Origin of the sequence: Lancefieldella parvula, assembly GCF_963547875.1 — a bacterium.
Classification (GTDB): Bacteria; Actinomycetota; Coriobacteriia; order Coriobacteriales; family Atopobiaceae; genus Lancefieldella; species Lancefieldella parvula_D.
Window position 1 is genome coordinate 1 of sequence record NZ_CAUUSI010000008.1, and the last position, 17155, is coordinate 17155.

Annotated in this window: 15 protein-coding genes; all 15 read left to right on the forward strand. The window is 49.0% G+C overall.

All coding sequences use genetic code 11. From position 1 onward, the window contains the following. Positions 1-685 (forward strand): ATP-binding cassette domain-containing protein (locus RWJ96_RS04255; RefSeq protein ID WP_314019130.1); only part of this gene is annotated, 685 nt, incomplete at its 5' end. Between the two features lies 1 nt (position 686). Then, on the forward strand, positions 687-1196 hold the full coding sequence (ybaK, locus tag RWJ96_RS04260) for a Cys-tRNA(Pro) deacylase (protein WP_314019132.1): 510 nt from the start codon (positions 687-689) through the stop codon (positions 1194-1196). Beyond that, positions 1196-3076, forward strand: coding sequence for a murein biosynthesis integral membrane protein MurJ (gene murJ, locus RWJ96_RS04265; protein ID WP_314019133.1), 1881 nt, complete (start codon positions 1196-1198; stop codon positions 3074-3076). The genes ybaK and murJ overlap by 1 nt, the downstream gene beginning before the upstream one ends. Position 3077: 1 nt before the next feature. After that, the gene (uvrC, locus tag RWJ96_RS04270) at positions 3078-5135 is read left to right on the forward strand and encodes an excinuclease ABC subunit UvrC (RefSeq protein ID WP_396427210.1); all 2058 of its coding nucleotides are present in this window, start codon (positions 3078-3080) and stop codon (positions 5133-5135) included. Next, on the forward strand, positions 5128-5361 hold the full coding sequence (locus RWJ96_RS04275) for a hypothetical protein (RefSeq protein ID WP_035432232.1): 234 nt from the start codon (positions 5128-5130) through the stop codon (positions 5359-5361). The genes uvrC and RWJ96_RS04275 overlap by 8 nt, the downstream gene beginning before the upstream one ends. Before the next feature lie 208 nt (positions 5362-5569). After that, on the forward strand, positions 5570-6217 hold the full coding sequence (locus RWJ96_RS04280; protein WP_314019134.1) for a hypothetical protein: 648 nt from the start codon (positions 5570-5572) through the stop codon (positions 6215-6217). 422 nt (positions 6218-6639) lie between these two features. Then, a complete protein-coding gene (locus RWJ96_RS04285; protein ID WP_314019136.1) occupies positions 6640-8241 on the forward strand; it encodes an ABC transporter substrate-binding protein in 1602 nt (533 codons plus the stop codon). 155 nt (positions 8242-8396) lie between these two features. Beyond that, positions 8397-9353: an ABC transporter permease gene (locus tag RWJ96_RS04290; protein ID WP_035427308.1), complete on the forward strand. Its 957-nt coding sequence runs from the start codon at positions 8397-8399 to the stop codon at positions 9351-9353. 4 nt (positions 9354-9357) lie between these two features. Next, positions 9358-11397 carry a dipeptide/oligopeptide/nickel ABC transporter permease/ATP-binding protein gene (locus RWJ96_RS04295; RefSeq protein WP_314019139.1) on the forward strand — a complete coding sequence of 680 codons (2040 nt, stop codon included), beginning with the start codon at positions 9358-9360 and terminating at the stop codon, positions 11395-11397. Further along, positions 11398-12219 (forward strand): ABC transporter ATP-binding protein, encoded by an 822-nt coding sequence (locus RWJ96_RS04300; RefSeq protein WP_314008559.1) that lies wholly within the window; start codon positions 11398-11400, stop codon positions 12217-12219. A 66-nt stretch (positions 12220-12285) separates the two neighbouring features. Beyond that, positions 12286-13326 carry an alpha/beta fold hydrolase gene (locus RWJ96_RS04305; protein ID WP_314019141.1) on the forward strand — a complete coding sequence of 347 codons (1041 nt, stop codon included), beginning with the start codon at positions 12286-12288 and terminating at the stop codon, positions 13324-13326. Continuing rightward, positions 13323-14291 (forward strand): acetylxylan esterase, encoded by a 969-nt coding sequence (locus tag RWJ96_RS04310; RefSeq protein ID WP_314019143.1) that lies wholly within the window; start codon positions 13323-13325, stop codon positions 14289-14291. The genes RWJ96_RS04305 and RWJ96_RS04310 overlap by 4 nt, the downstream gene beginning before the upstream one ends. 117 nt (positions 14292-14408) lie before the next feature. Next, positions 14409-15332 (forward strand): dihydrodipicolinate synthase family protein, encoded by a 924-nt coding sequence (locus tag RWJ96_RS04315; RefSeq protein ID WP_035432218.1) that lies wholly within the window; start codon positions 14409-14411, stop codon positions 15330-15332. Between the two features lie 15 nt (positions 15333-15347). Next, the gene (locus RWJ96_RS04320) at positions 15348-16337 is read left to right on the forward strand and encodes an ROK family protein (protein WP_314019145.1); all 990 of its coding nucleotides are present in this window, start codon (positions 15348-15350) and stop codon (positions 16335-16337) included. 94 nt (positions 16338-16431) lie between these two features. Further along, positions 16432-17121 carry an N-acetylmannosamine-6-phosphate 2-epimerase gene (locus RWJ96_RS04325; protein WP_314019146.1) on the forward strand — a complete coding sequence of 230 codons (690 nt, stop codon included), beginning with the start codon at positions 16432-16434 and terminating at the stop codon, positions 17119-17121. Positions 17122-17155 lie beyond the last annotated feature (34 nt).

The following is a 17155-nucleotide window of genomic DNA, read 5'->3' on the forward strand; positions in this document are numbered from 1 at the left end:
CTCGTTTAACGTCCAGGGAGGCCGCTGCGAGGCTTGTAAGGGCGACGGCCAGATCAAGATTGAGATGAACTTCTTGCCTGACGTCTACGTTCCTTGCGAGGTCTGCCACGGTAAGCGTTACAACCGCGAGACGCTCGAGATTCTCTACCACGGCAAGTCCGTCTCTGACGTGCTTGATATGACGGTTCATGAGGCACTAGCGTTTTTTGCAAACATTCCTCGTATTAAGAACAAGCTGCAGACTCTCCACGATGTAGGCCTTGGCTACATTCACCTTGGCCAGCCTGCAACTACGCTTTCTGGTGGCGAGGCGCAGCGTGTTAAGCTTGCAAAAGAGCTCCACCGTCAGCAGACTGGTAAAACTCTTTATATTCTGGACGAGCCAACAACTGGCCTTCATTTTGAGGATGTCAGACAGCTTATTGTTGTTCTTGAGCGTCTTGTTGATGCAGGTAACACCGTTCTTGTTATTGAGCACAACCTGGATGTCATTAAGATGGCTGACCGTATTATTGATATGGGTCCAGAGGGTGGCGACGGCGGAGGAACGGTAGTTGTTTCCGGTACGCCAGAAAAGGTTGCGGCAACTCCAGAAAGCCACACCGGTAAGTTCCTTAAAGAGATTCTTGACCGCGATAACGCACGTCTAGCTGCAGGGAAAAAAGCTCAGAAGAAGCGCGCATAACATGGCGAGAAAAACGGCAAAGGTTCAAAAGACAAATGCCATGAGGGAGCTTGATGCTGCCGGCATTGCTTACGAGTTCCAATCTTACGAGGTAGACGAAGACGTTCCTTCTGGTGAGTTGGGAACTCATATTGCAGAGATGCTTGGAGAAGATCCAGACGCTGCGTTCAAAACGCTTGTCTGCGTGTCTTCAAGCGGAGAGCATGTGGTGTGCTGCATTCCTGTAGATCAAGAGCTTGATCTTAAAAAAGCAGCAGCTGCATCCGGTCAAAAGAACCTTTCCATGCTGCCCGTTAAAGAGCTTGAGGGTTTAACGGGCTATGTGCGTGGTGGTTGTACTCCCGTTGGTATGAAGAAGCAGTTTCCCACTATAATTGACGAGACTGCTCAGCTTTTTGAGCTTATTCATATCTCTGGCGGAAAACGCGGACTCAGTTTGACGCTTTCTCCAGAAGATTTGTCTTCATTTGTATCGGCTACGTTTGCAGATATTGTTCGCGAGGTGCACTAGTGGCATATCAGCCCAAACATATGCGACTTTCAGCAGAGTCTTCTGATGGAACCTTATCTGAAGAAACTCTGAGCAAGGCTCTTGATCAGACCTTTGATGAGCCTCCTGTAGTGGATAACATTGTTGTTCCAGAGACGTTTCATCAACCAATTGAGGATGAGGCGTTTGAGCAGATTGTGAGTCAGAAACTCGAAGAGGCCGCTGCTGAAGAGGATAACTCTGAGACAGATAACAGCTCTGTGTCAGACGGCAACTTCGACGCAGGTAATCCTTATAGTGAAGAAGCTTCTGAGGAAGAGGACGTTTCTAAGCAGAAAGACTTGAGCCGTTCTACCTCTATGATGAGCGTGCTTGTTCTGATTAGTCGTATCACGGGCTTCTTAAGAACCTGGGCTCAGGCATTTGCTATGGGTGCAACTGTTCTTGCAAGCTGCTATTCCATTGCAAACACCCTTCCTGACCAGCTCTATGAGCTTGTTGGTGCAGGAATGCTCACTACAGCTTTCTTGCCGGTATATCTCTCTATTAAGAAGAAGGTTGGACAGGATGAGGCAAATGCCTATACCTCCAACCTGCTTTCCATTGTTGTTGTCGCAACAGGTCTTGTTGCCGTTTTAGGTTTCTTCTTTGCCGCAGAGGTGGTGTATACACAGTCCTTCTCGGCAGGTGCTGATTTTGACCCAACGCTGGCAGTGTACTTCTTTAGGTTCTTTGTCATCGAGGTTATGCTGTATTGTTTCTCCACCATTTTCTCTGGTGTTTTAAATGCAGAGCGAGACTACCTCTGGCCAGCAGCGGCTCCTATTTTTAATAACTTTGTGACTACAGCCTCGTTCTTTGCGTATGCCTTCTTGGTTAACACTAATCCTGAGCTGGGTCTACTTATTCTTGCACTGGGAAATCCTCTGGGCGTTCTGATTCAGGTTCTGATTCAGGTACCGTCACTCAAGCGCAAGGGGATTAAGCTCTCGTGGAGAATTAACCTCAAAGACCCCGCGCTTAAAGAGACGCTTAAGATTGGCGCGCCTGCTCTGATTGTTGTGGTTGCCACGTTTGTAACTATGTCGGTTCAGACAAGTTCGCAGCTCAGCGTTTCCGCATCTGGCGCTTCCATTGCGGCGTACGCTCGCCTTTGGTATACGCTGCCATATTCCATTTTGACGGTACCTATTACCACAGCCCTCTTTACCGAGCTGTCTGATAGCTGGGCAAAAGAGAATATGGATCAGTTCAAGAAAGACTTTAAGCACGGTATTAACCAGATTCTTTTCTTTACCGTGCCGTTCACGATGTACCTCATGATCTTCTCGATGCCTCTTGTTTCTATTATTGGAGCAAGCAAGTTCACTGAGGATCAGCTGCTGTTAACCCAGCAATTCTTGATTGGCCAGTCTTTAGCTCTGCCTCTGTATGGCATTGGTATGTACCTGCAAAAAGTCTGTTCTGCTATGCGTCGTATGACACTCTATGCTGTTTCGGCAACACTTGGTTCTGTTGTGCAGGTTTTGGTGCTGCTGGTGGGTACTTCTCACTTTGGCATGATGTTTGTAGCAACTACCTCGGCCATCTTCTACGTGGTTATCGATACCATTATGTTAATTAGTCTTCGTAAGCACCTTGGTCAGATCGGGCTCAAATCAATGGTGTTTGCGTTTGTACGCTCGGTTGCTTTTGGCCTTGCAGGATCAGCAGCAGCACTTCTGATTATGGTGGGCCTGCGCGCTGTTATTGGCGTACCAGACGGCCGAGCACTTTATGGCGTACTGTATTGCATCTTTGCAGGTATTCCAGCTGTTTTGGTTACCTATGGCTTGGCAATCCTCTTTAAATCACCAGAGTCCGCCATGCTTCGTTCACTGGTTTCTCGCGTAAGGTCATAGCATGGCCAAAAGCGGTGCCAGAGGCGGCAAAGATAACTCTCAAAACAATCTTGACCCCAACTATGTGCCTTCGGGGGCACCAGGTCTTGCGCCGTCGTTTTCTTCTGAACCCTCAGATGACCTGGTGTCTATTAGAGAACAGGTTGATCAGGTTCCTACTAATCCAGGTTGTTACCTCTGGAAAGATGGTTCCGGCAAGGTTATCTATGTAGGCAAAGCTAAAAACCTGCGTGCTCGCATGAGGCAGTACGTTACGCTTCAAGATGACCGTGCCAAGATTCCTCTGATGATGCAGGTTGTACGTAGTTTTGATTACATTGTGGTAGAAAACGAGCACGAAGCGCTGGTGTTGGAGCGCAATCTTATTGCTCAGTATCGCCCGTACTTCAACGTAGACTTTAAAGACGATAAGAGTTATCCCTACATTGCCATTACCGAGTCAGATACCTTCCCAGCAATTAAATACACGCGCGAGAAACACAAGAAGGGGACGCGCTATTTTGGTCCCTACACTGATTCCTACGCTGCGCGCCAGACTATCGAGACACTCAGAAAAGTAGTACCTATCTGCTCCGCTACGTGCGTAGAGTGGAAGCGTGCTAAACGTCTGCTAGAAAAAGACCCTGACGGCGCAGCCGTTGCCAACCTGCTGCTTGCAAAGAAGGGTCGTCCCTGTTTTGACTACCACGTAGGCAAGGGTCCTGGCGTGTGCGTAGGCGCTATTGACACCGTTTCCTACGCAAAGAATGTTAGGCAGGTAGAGAACTTCCTCCGTGGAAATCGCTCTGAGATTGTCTCTGAGCTCAAAGATCAGATGCAAGAAGCTGCCGCTGATCTGGATTTTGAGAAGGCGGCTAGGCTCAAGTCCCGTCTGACTTCACTCTCTGATCTCGATGACCGCCAGCAAGTCACGTTTCCTACCTCGGTAAACATTGACCTCATTGGCATTTATCGAGAAGAAACCATCTCCGCTGCCTGCGTGTTTGTTGTGCGAGAAGGCCGTACCATCCGCTCGGTTGAGTTTATCCTGGACAAAGGCTTGGACGTTTCCGAGGAAGAGCTGGTTTCGGGCTTCCTAAAGCGCTACTACGATGAAACCGCTGACATTCCCGCAGAGGTTAACCTGCCCATCGATCTTCTCGACGCAGAGGTTTTGTCCGAGTGGCTGACGCAAAAACGAGGCCACAACTGTGTGCTTCACCACCCACAACGTGGCGAGAAGTTCCGTCTTCTCCAGATGGCTTCCGCTAACGCTCGTCATGCATTAATGCGCCACATGATTCGCACGGGCTATGCCGACGACCGCACTAACCAGGCACTTCTTCAGCTGGAAAGCGCGCTTGCGCTTGATGCGCCGCCACTGCGCATTGAGTGCTTTGATATCTCTACGCTTCACGGTAATTTTACCGTTGCCTCGATGGTGGTCTTTACTAACGGAAAGGCTGATAAAAGCCAGTATCGCCGCTTTAAGATTCGCGCTGAACTTGATGAAGCTAACGACTTTGTCTCAATGACAGAGGTCCTGGGCAGAAGGTATAGCCCGGAACGCATGGCAGATGAGCGCTTTGGCTCACGACCTGATTTGCTGGTGGTTGATGGCGGCAAACCTCAGCTGACCGCCGCAATTAATCAGCTTAATGAGCTGGGGTTGGATATTCCCGTCTGTGGCCTTGCTAAGTCTGATGAGGAAGTCTTTGTACCTTGGGACGACACACCAATTGTGTTGCCTACGGGGTCAGCTTCTCTGTATCTCATCAAGCAAGTCCGTGATGAGTCTCACCGTTTTGCAATTACGTTCCATCGTGAGCTTAGAGATAAGGCAATGACCGTCTCTATTCTGGACGAAATCCCTGGTGTAGGACCTAAACGCAAAAAAGATATCATGCGCCATTTTGGCTCTTTTAAGCGCTTAAAGGCTGCAAGTGTTGAGGACATCTCTCAGGTAAAAGGTGTTTCTGTGAACTTGGCAGAAACTATTTATGAAGAGCTCAAAGCTTGGGAAGAATCTTCCACGACTGTACATGAGAAGTTAGATGCAAGGGGAGGAACTCATGAGTAAAACAGCAGACGAGAAGATCTTGGCACTCGTGAATCCAGAATACATTAAGCGTATTCCGTTCTTTGTTCGTGGTCACGCAACGGGAAAGTCTTGTGAGTATATTGCTCAGGAGTATCCAGAGCTTTACGCTGCATTTGAGGATGAACCCAGTGCTCAACAAGTTGAAGAGATGGCAAAGATTATCAACGAGCTCTTTGAGCAAAGGATGAAGAAGCACAATCTCTAAAACCAAATCAAACAATTGAGTTATTTGTAATAAGAATGGCAGCTATGAAGTGTTGTTATGCCATTCTTATTTTTTCATTCAACGCTGAAATATAGCCATTGGCCGACAGATTAGCTGTTAAAGCATACTCGAACAGAATATTATTAGAGCTACCTAGTTATTACTTTTACTTCAGTTGCTACAAGCAGTTCTAATGAGGTGACAGCAGATGAAGCGTAGAAAAAGGTTTGTAAAAGATCTGTCATTATTAGTAGTTCTTGTTGTTTGTGGTTTGCTAATAAATAATTGGTTTTTTAAGCTGAATACTATGAGGCTGCCAGAATTAAAAAAGCAGGCAGCTCAGTATGTTGTGCAACAATATGAGAATAAGAGAAATGGTCTTAAGTCTGATTTTGGATCCGCAGAAAATATTGACTTAGAGACCGCTACTATCTCTGGGCCATTTTTAGGAGTCAGTCAGGCTAACCAACTTTTATTGAATATAGATTTATATTGGGTAATAAGCTCTCAAGAAAAGGTTGTTGGAACAGTTGAGCAAGATTTAGGGCTATTTGCCATTGGGTCTTATTTTGGAACTCCAAAAATGTGGATTCAAACAAGGAACGCTGGACTGCTACAAGAAATGCATAATAGAAATTATAGATGCCTAGTTAGAAATTTTTGTGGCGTAGGGTTAAGTGGATGGCCGCCACCTTATCTAGCTGATGGCTATTTAGGACGTTATAGCCCAGCAGATGGAAATTTTGACATTGAAAAAAATGACGAACAAGTATCAGAGATAATCGAATCTCATTTAGGGGAAGAATATCTAGATTTTATGGCGAACCCTGAGCGTGTTGTAGATTTAGTTAAGTAATTTTGCGGAGTTTTTGCTGTTCTAAGACAAGAGTCAGTTCATTTTGGACTGACTCTTGTTTAATCTTCACAACATATCCGTAATTTCTAAAGGCAAACGGTAGTAAATCATCGGTAAACGGTAGTTGACAATGATTACTATTTATGTAGTTAGTTAAATAATTTATATATTATACAAGGTAAAATAATAGTAAAGCCCGCTAACTGCGGGCCTTCTTAGCTGCTATTAAGATTTATATGCAGTAAATAATACAACAAAACACGTTTTCATATTTTGAGCAGCCAATGAGCGAGAAATTAATACCGTTGGGCGAACTGTCTTCAGAACAAATATCTTTTCTTCATATAGTTATGTAGATGTAAGCCACACAAGTGGCATTGGTGCCACGTTGTGGCAAGGAGAGTTTTTAGAAAGAGGCAGAAATGAGCGAGTTTATTAACCGTCCACTTTCGCGTCGCGGCTTCCTTGGCGGAGCAACTGTAGCAGCTGGCCTTGGCCTCACCGCTTGCGGTGGCGGACAGCAGAAGGCAGCTGAAGCTCCATCTGGAAAGGAAGGCGGCGGCACAATTACTGCTGGTACCGCTTATTCAACCCAGAACTATGATCCATCTACTACTTCATCAGCACTTGCTCTTGGTGTTAACTGGCAGGTAGTTGAGGGCCTCTACGGTCTTAACTTCCATGACTACTCAACATTCAATGAGCTTGCTACTGCTGATCCTAAGAAGGTAGACGATAACACCTTTGAGATTACCATCCGTGACGGCGCAAAGTTCTCTGATGGTAACGAGGTAAAGGCAGATGACGTTGTTGAGTCCTTCAACCGTTCTTCTGCAAAGGGTAGCGTTTACGTTCCAATGCTTGCTCCAATTGCTTCCGTAGAGAAGAAGGATGACAAGACTGTCACCGTTAAGACCACTATTGCTAACTTCTCCCTCCTCAAGGAGCGTCTGTCCATTGTTCGCGTTGTTCCAGCAAGCAGCTCTCAGGATGAGATGAAGAAGCAGCCAGTTGGTTCTGGTCCATGGCAGTTTGAGTCCATCTCTGACAACACTCTTGACCTTGTTCCTAACAAAAACTACAACGGTGCAACTCCTGCTAAGGACGATAAGCTCCACTATGACGTCCTTAAGGATCCAACTGCTCGTCTGACCGCTCAGCAGGACGGAACCACCCTTGCTATGGAAATGGTTCCTGCAGATGCTGTAGAACAGCTCAAGGGCGCAGGCTGCACTGTTGACGCTGTTCAGGGTTTTGGTGTCCGTTTTGCAATGTTCAACCTTGGCAAGGCTCCTTGGGACAACGTTAAGGTTCGCCAGGCATGCCTCTATGCACTTGATACAGACAAGATGCTTGCAAACGCATTCTCTGGTCAGGCTGAGGTTGCCACCAGCTACCTTCCTTCTTCCTTTGCTAACTATCACAAGGCATCCACTGTCTATGCACACGATGTTGATAAGGCTAAGAAGCTCATTTCTGAGTCTGGTATCACTCCTGGTGATGTCGTTCTTCGCACCACCGATAACGAGCAGGTTAAGTCCATGGCAACTCAGGTCAAGAACGACCTCGACGCACTTGGCTTTAACGTAAGCATCGTTTCCGATACTTCTCCAGCAACCTATGCTGCAATTGACGCAGCTGACGGCTCTTGGGACATCCTGCTTGCCCCTGGCGATCCTTCCTGCTTCGGTGCAGACGTCGACCTGCTGCTCAACTGGTGGTATGGCGATAATGTCTGGATGACCAAGCGTTGCCCATGGAAGGAGTCTGCTGAGTGGAATAAGCTTCACGAGCTCATGAGCAAGGCTCTTGGCCAGTCTGGCGCTGATCAGCAGTCCACTTGGAACGAGTGCTTCGATATCATCGCTGAGAACGTACCTCTGTACCCAGTTCTCTTTGCTAAGACCTTCACCGCTTCCTGGAGCGAGAAGCCAAACAGCAACGGCGTTGCTCTCAAGGGCTTCAAGGGTATCGGAACCACCGGTCTGTCCTTCATTGATGTCAACACAGTTACTGCTAGCTAATTTGTTGCCATCACGCGCTTAGCATCTCATACATTGGGGCCCGAGCGTTTTACCTATAACGCTCGGGCTCTTGTGCGCAAAATTTCGTCCTGAGGTGCACAAAGTCTCATCAAATTTTATTTGTACGGTTTGTTTTAAAGAGAGAGGGGGAGATAGTGAACAACCTATTACGTCTTATCGGACGCCGTCTTATTGCGCTGCCGATTATGGCTCTAGGCGTCACCTTTCTCGTATTCTTCCTAATGTCTTTCTCGCATGTAGATCCTGCATACAATGCCTTAGGCGAGTCTGCTTCTGAAGAAGCCATCCAGCAGTATCACATTGAGAATGGCCTTGATGATCCATGGCCTGTGAGATATGTACGCTATATCGGTGATGTTGCTCATGGAAACTTGGGTACCTACGGCACTTCTCACTATTCAGTTGCTGAAAGAATTTCAAAGGCTCTGCCAGTAACTATGCAGTTGACCTTTATGGGTCTCTTTATTGGCGCAATAGTTTCGTTTACGTTGGGCGTTATTGCGGCTCTCTATAGAGATCAATGGCCCGATCAAATCATCCGCGTATTCTCAATTGCCGGTCTTGCAACGCCATCATTTTGGTTGGCAGTTCTTTTGATTCTGGTCTTTGCGTCTACGCTTAAACTGCTACCAGCCTCTGGAGCACTACCAGATCCTACGGTAAATCTTGGCGGCTACTTTGCTCGTATGATTATGCCGGCATTTGCACTTGCGGTTCCAATGTCTGGTCAGATGACCCGTATTGTTCGTACCGCAATGGTTGAGGAGCTGGATAAGGACTACGTCCGCACTGCTCGCGGCGCTGGTATTCCAGAGAGAATCGTCATCGCAAGAAACGTACTTCGCAACGCTCTTATTACCCCTGTAACCACACTTGGCCTGAAGATTGGTTACCTCATGGGTGGCGCCGTTGTTATTGAGGTTATTTTTAACCTTCCTGGCATGGGTACCGCAATTCTTGAGGGCATTCAGGGTAACGAGGCAATGCTTGTTCAGGGAGTTGTTGTTGTCGTTGCACTGTCCTTCATCATCATCAACATTGTTGTTGATATGTTGTACATCTTGATTAACCCACGCATTAGGACGGTGTAGTGCGATGGTACAAATGAGAAAAAAACAAGTCGAGAAGCTCGAAGAAGCTGCTGCAAAGGGTTCAACCTTTGGTGGCTTTAAGAAGATGAAGACAGCTTCCAAGATTGCTCTTGTCATTCTTGTCTTTGTTGTTCTTGCTTCTGTCTTTGCAAATTTTATTGCTCCACATAACCCACTTGAGATTTTTAATGCTCGTCAGGCTCCAGGTAATGGATTTATTTTTGGTACTGACGATAAGGGCCGCGATATTCTTTCTCGTATGCTCTATGGTGGTCAGTATTCACTGGTCATTGGTTTTGGTGCTACGGGTATGGCGCTACTGTGTGGCTCCATTATTGGTGCTATTGCCGCTGTTTCTAGAAAGGCTGTCTCTGAGGTCATCATGCGCGTGCTCGACATCATCATGTCGTTCCCAGGCATTGCACTTGCAGCGGTCTTTGTTTCTATTCTTGGTAACAGCGTTCCTTCAATCATCTTTGCCATTGGCTTTATGTACACGCCACAGATTGCGCGTATTGTTCGTGCAAACATCGTAAGTGAGTACGGCGAGGATTACGTAAGGGCAACCATTGTTTCTGGCGCTCGTGCACCTTGGATTTTGTGGAAGCACGTTCTTCGTAATTGCATTGCTCCCATCATGGTCTTTACCGTTACGCTGGTAGCAGATGCAATTATCTTTGAGGCATCTTTGACCTTCATTGGTGCAGGTATTGCAGAGCCAACTCCAACATGGGGTAATATTCTGGCTGATGCTCGTGCTGGCGTTCTTGCTGGTCGTTGGTGGCAGGCATTCTTCCCAGGCCTGGCTATTATGATGACCTGCCTGGCACTGAACATCCTCTCCGAGGGTCTTACTGATGCTATGGCAGCAGCACCTGGCGCTCCTGTCGATACAGAGAACTCTGACTCCAGGCGTGCAGATGACATTCTTGCGTCTGATCCAGTTCGTGCATATGCAGAGCAGGCAGAGTCCCTTGAGCGCAGACTTAATGCACTCAAAGAGGTTGAGCTGTCTAGAACAGACAGACGTAAGCCAGACTTTGATGTTGCTCCATTGCTCAGTGTTAAAGATCTTTGCATCAGCTTTGAGTCTCATGGAGACGTTAAGGTTGTTGACCATGTAAGCTTTGATGTTCGTCCTGGTCAGTGCATGGCACTGGTCGGCGAGTCTGGCTGCGGCAAGTCAATTACCACCAAGGTCATCATGGGTCTGACTGATCCAAAAGAGACCATTACTGGTCAGGTTCTCTACAAAGACCAAGACCTCCTGAAGCTCTCCAAAGAAGAGCACCGCAAGCTGCTTGGTCACGAGCTTGCAATGGTGTACCAGGATGCTTTGTCTTCGCTGAACCCTTCCATGCTTATCTCTTCTCAGATGAAGCAACTTACCAGCAGGGGAGGCACTCGTTCCGCAGAGGAGCTTCTAGAGCTTGTAGGCCTGGATCCAAAGCGTACGCTTGAGTCTTATCCACATGAGCTTTCTGGTGGTCAGCGTCAGCGTGTTCTGATTGCTATGGCATTAACCCGCGATCCTTCACTGGTTATTTGCGACGAGCCAACAACCGCTCTGGACGTTACTGTTCAGAAGCAGGTCATCAAGCTCTTGAATGACCTCCAGCGTCGTCTTGGCTTCGCAATGATCTTTGTTAGCCACGACCTTGCACTTGTCGCAGAGGTTGCTTCTGAGATTACCGTTATGTACGCAGGTCAGGTTATTGAGCAGGCAGCTACTACTGAGCTTCTGACCAATCCTGTTCACGAGTACACCCGCGGTCTTCTCGGCTCTGTTCTTTCCATTGAGGAAGGCGCACAGGATGGTACTAGGCTTCACCAGGTACCAGGTTCTGTTCCTTCTCCAGAAGACTTCCCAACAGGCGATAGGTTTGCTCCTCGTTCAAGTCACCCAGATCTGGGTCTTGAGGTTCACCCTGTTATCAAGGAGATTCCTGGTAAGCACCATCGTTTCTCCGAGCTGCCTGATGAGTATCTGAAGGAGCATGGTCTTGTGCCTTACCTTGAGCGTTCTCAAAAGGAGGTGAGGTAAATGGCTACAACAACTGAAGAGCAGCCAATTATCTTCCTCGATGATATATCGGTTACGTTTAAAACACGTACGGGTTCAATCTTTAAGCCTAATAAGGTTCACGCAGTACAGAATGTTTCTCTCAAGCTTATGCCTGGCGAGACCATTGGTATTGTTGGTGAGTCTGGCTGCGGAAAGTCCACTACTGCAAATGTCATGTGTGGCCTTCAGTCACCGACGTCCGGTCATGTGTACTTCAAGGGAATGGATGTTACCAAGCGTACTCCAGAGCTTAGAAAGCAGATTGGCCGCGTTGTCTCTGTTGTCTTCCAGGACCCAGCAACTGCTCTTAACCCTCGTATGATTGTTAAAGACCAGCTCATGGATCCACTGCTCGTGCATAAGGTAGGCACAGAGGCGGAGCGAGAAGCCCGTATTAATGAGCTTGTCGGTCTGGTAGGACTTCCACATTCCGCACTTCGCGCCCTTCCTGGTCAGCTCTCTGGTGGTCAGCGTCAGCGTGTTGCAATTGCACGCGCGCTTTCTCTGAACCCATCGGCAATCATTGCTGATGAGCCTACTTCCGCACTGGACGTTTCTGTTCGCGCGCAGATCTTGAACCTGCTCACTGACCTCAAGTCTGAGCTGGGTCTCTCGATGATTTTTATTTCGCACGATATTCAAACTGTCCGCTATGTTTCTGACCGCATCATCGTTATGAATCACGGCCAGATCATGGAAGATGGTCCTGCTAAGCAGGTCTTTGAGCATCCAACAGATCCTTACACTAAGACGCTTTTGGGTGCTGCACCATCTTTGCTTCATCCTAAACTGGGTGAGTAGCGCTTACGTTTTTGTTTGACTAGAGCGCAGCTTAGGCTGCGCTCTTTTAGCTTGTTAGGTGGATCAATGCACCAAGAAACGCTTGAGTTTGCAGAATTGAAGGCAGCTCATGCTTTGACGCCCTATCCTTCAGATTTTGAGGCGTTTTGGAAGGCACGTATGGAGGAAGCAGATAACGCCCCTCTAAGCTGGCAGATTGTTCCTTCAACAGAGGTCACGTCAACTGCTTCAGCTCATTTTTTTGATTTGACGTTTGTGGGAATTGATGGCGCGGAAGTTTACGCAAAGTATCTGCGCCCACAGACTGCTTCAGGCGTACAAACTCCGCTTGTTCTACAGTTCCACGGTTATCCAGGGGCTTCTCGCAGTTGGTTTGAGCAGAGCTCATTTTTGGGCTTGGGCTGCTCGCTGATTGCACTTGATAATCCTGGACAAGGTGGCCACAGCTTGGACGGAAGCTCGTACAAGAGCACTACTGTCTCTGGTCACTTGGTACTTGGACTAGATGGACCTGTAGAGGACCTTTACTTTGTTCATCTGTATCAGAACATTCGCTTGCTCTGCAGAATTGTTTGCCAGCTTGAAGGCATTGATACAGACCGCATTTTTGTGAACGGCGCATCGCAGGGTGGCGGCATTGGTCTTGCTACCTGTGCACTTAATCCAGACCTTATCAATAGAGCAGCAATTCTTTATCCCTTCCTTACCGATTTTAGGTGCGTATGGGAGCTTAATGCTGACGAGGTTGCCTACGAGGGCATCCGTTATTATTCCCGCTGGTTTGACGCAGATGGTTCTCGCGTTGATGAGGTTTTTGCAAAGCTTGCCTATATTGATTCAGCTAATTTTGCACGCCTGGTTACCTGTCCTGTGCTTTTTGGCACCGGACTTGATGATCCGGTAGTTCCTCCCGAGGCTCAGTTTGCGGCTTACAATGCCTTGACCTGCCCAAAGAGACATCTTCTTTATCCCGGATATGCGCATGAAGAGATTGGCGATTTTGACGATAAGATCATTGATTTCTTCTGCTCAGACAAGGGAGAGCAAGCTCTTGAAGAGTTGGACTCGTCATTTCCTGCTCAAGCAGAAGGCGAGGTGAAAGCATGAGAGGCTTAACACAAAGGCTTGAAGATGCCCGTTCTTATCGCGGTGCGTGGCTTAGACCATCAAACTTTGAATCATTTTGGGAGACGTCGGTAACGTTTGCACAAAATGCGCAGGTAAAAAGTGTGGTTGAGCTTCCGTCTGCTACCCAGGTGGCAACGTTTAAGCGCATCACATTCACCTCAACTGACCAGACGCAGCTGCGCGCTCGCGTCATTCTTCCAGCAGGTGTGTCGGTGGCAGAACCGCTAGCTCCAGCAGAGCTGCCCGCATCGGCAAAGCTGCCCGCGGTGGTGCTCTTCTCCGATCTTGGTCGGGGAGTGCGTAGCTGGCTGCACCTATTGCGTTTCTCGGCGCTTGGCATGCCCGTTGTAGCCCTAGAGGCTCGCCCGTGCCAAGCGTCACTCAAAGACGCTTGGAGGGGAGCGTTGACGGCAGAGGAGCTTGCCCGCGCGCTCATCAACCCAGATGACGCTGCATCCTCCACGCTCAAGCAGCTCATCGATGACGCGCTGGTAGCTGCCTCGGTTGCCTCACGCTTCCTGGGACGCACAACCGTCACCTGGGGAGAAGGTCTAGGGGGCTCGCAGGCTTTGTTTGCGGCTGCGCTTCTGCCCAAGGAAGTGAGCGCTACCATGGCGCTGAATCCGCTCTTTGCCGACAACGCAACAACCCTGCGCACGGTTGTCGGGTGCGGAGACACCCCGCACTCAGATGCAGCTATCGACGCGATCGGTCTTCTCGACAGTGCGTGCGCGGCCGAGCTTGTGCGTGTACCTGCGCTTATTGGCACGGCCCTGCTGGACCAGAGCGCGCCAACTGAGGGAACGTTTGCGCTGTACAATCGCCTGCCGGAGCAGAAAGAGATGCGCGTGTATTCCAAGTTTGGACACGAGCGCATCAATCAGTTTGAGAACGAGCAAATCAACTATCTCTGCGAGGTTATATCAGAACTTTGTCATAACTAAGCGGACTATAATTACGTAGGTTCTTTGAAGTTGCTTTTGATCAATGCTTTGGTCGGCTACTTCAGTACATTGTTGTATGAAACCAGTTGGATTTTCCAACGTGTGAAAGGATAAAGCATGTCCAGTAACGTACCATTTAGCGGTGTTGTTCCACCAGTTGTAACCCCAGATACCCCAGACCATCAGCTTGATGTTGTGTCGTTTGAGCGCTCCATTAACCGTCTCATTGAGGCTGGCGTAGACGGTCTCTTCTTCCTTGGCTCTTCTGGCGAGGTTGTTTTTGCAACTGATGAGCGTCGTGATCAGATTGTTCGCGAGGCTGTCCGCATTGTTGACCACCGCGTTCCGGTCCTTGTGGGCATCATTGATACCGAGACCGAGCGCGTCCTGGAGCACGGTCGCCGTGCCCTCGCACTGGGTGCAGATGCTCTTGTAGCAACCGCTCCTTTCTACGCACTTGGTGGTCCAGCTGATATTGAGGAGCACTTCCGCATCCTCCACCAGGAGCTGGACGCACCTCTGTTTGCGTACGATATTCCTGTCTGCGTTCACACTAAGCTTCCTTGGAAGATGCTTGCTCGTCTGGGCGCAGAGGGCGTTCTTGCAGGCGTTAAGGATTCTTCTGGCGATGACGTTTCCTTCAGGTATCTTGTTCAGGAGAACGAGAAGAACGGTCATCCTCTCACTCTTCTGACTGGTCACGAGATTGTTGTTGACGGCGCTCTTCTTTCTGGTGCAGACGGTTCTGTTCCTGGTCTTGCAAATGTTGAGCCAGAGGGCTACGTCCGCATGTGGAAGGCAGCTCAGGAAGGTAACTGGGCAGAGGTCAAGCGTGAGCAGGATCGACTCAACGAGATTTCCCACATCTTTGATGTCACTTCAGGCGTTCAAGGCTATGGCGCTGGCGTTGGTGCATTCAAGTGTGCACTTAACCTCATGGGAATCTTTGATTCTGATCAGATGCCTCGTCCTGTTAAGCCACTTGATGGCCAGAACCGTGAGGCAATCAAGCAGGTTCTTATTGCAAACGGCCTTCTCTAAACAAGAGGGGACACCATGGACTCTAAGTTTGTTTCTCCCACACATGTTTGTGCCGTTGATATTGGCGGCACAAAAATCGCCTGCGGCATAGTCACTCTTAACGGCACTGACGCTCCAAACGTTCGGTCCGTAAAGAAGGTTCCTACTAACGCAAAAGAGGGTGGCAAGCAAGTTCTTGCTACCGTTCTGCAGGCAATTAGAGAGGCCCTTTCTCGCGCAGAGGAGCTAGGTCTTACTATCTCTGGCGTGGGCATTTCTTCTGCTGGCGTTGTAGACCCTCGCACCGGAGACATCACCTACGCAAACGAGCTTATGCCAGGCTGGGGCGGAACTGCTCTTGGCTCTGCAGTTACCAGTGAGTTTGGCCTTCCGTGCAGCGTTCTTAATGACGTTCATGCTCACGCTCTGGGCGAGGCTCGCCACGGTGCTGGTCACGGCAAAGATAGCGTTCTTACCGTAGCAGTCGGCACGGGCATTGGTGGCGCCTTTGTGAACCACGGCATCTTGATGCTGGGTGCTCACGACGAGGCTGGTCACATTGGTCACGTTGCAACTCCAGCAGCTGCAGGCGTTGATTGCCCCTGTGGTGGAACTTCTCACCTTGAGCCTGTTTCTGCAGGTCCTGGCATTATTCGCGAGTACGTCCGCCTTGGCGGCTCCGACACGCTTGAAGACGGTTCTGCTCTTGATGGTGCTGAGATTGATCGCAGGGCTCTTGCTGGCGAGAAGATCGCGCAGGCTGCAGAGGAGCGCTCAGGCCGCGCGCTTGGTGAGGTCTTGGGCAGCATGTGCAACATGCTTGACCCTTCTGTCATCATTCTGTCTGGCTCCGTTGCAGAGTGCGGCAAGTACTGGCACGAGGCACTTGAAGCTGCATTTAAGCTGCAGGCAATGCCTCCCGTTCAGGCAACGCCTCTTGTGAAGGGCACGCTTGGTGGAGAAGCTCCTCTTATTGGAGCTGCAGAAAACCTTGTTCTACCTGGCTATTTAGAGACACGTCTTTAGGAAAAAGAAGGTCAGCAGGTAAATTATTTGCTGACCAGACACGCCGCAAAGACACGCATCTTTAACGTACGTACATTCTTGTGAGGAGAATACCGTGGCATATTCAGAGCTTGTTGAGTCACTTAAAGGAAAGCTCATTGTCAGCGTCCAGGCGTATCCTGGTGAGCCTATGAGGCATCCAGAGACCATGGCTCAGATTGCGCGCGCCTGTGAGCTTGGCGGCGCTGCAGCTATTAGGTGCCAGGGCTTGTCTGATATCTCTGCCATTAAGGGTAGGGTTGAAATTCCTGTTATTGGCCTCTGGAAAGAGGGTCACGAAGGCGTCTACATTACTCCTACGCTTCGTCATGCGCGTGCTTGTATTCACGCTGGCGCAGATGTTGTTGCCCTGGATGCAACAGACCGTCCAAGGCCAGATGGTAGAACCTTTGAAGAGACCGTTGCAGCTCTGCGCGCAGAGTCTGACGTGCTGATTATGGCTGACTGCATGACTATGGATGACATCCGTCGCGCTGTTGCCGCTGGTTGTGACCTCGTTTCAACTACGCTCTCTCACAACAAGGCTGCTATTGATACAACGCTTGACGATGGTCCTGATATTGCCCTTCTCAAGCAGGCAACCACTGAATTCCCAGGTATTGCCATTATTTGCGAGGGTCACGTCCACACACCACAAGACGCAAAAGATGCTCTGGATGCAGGCGCTTGGGCAGTTGTTTCAGGTACAGCCATTACACATCCAACTTCAATTACCTCTTGGTTTGCTGCAGCACTTGAGGATTAACGCTTGGAGCGGTAAGGTTTTCTCGTCACGTATT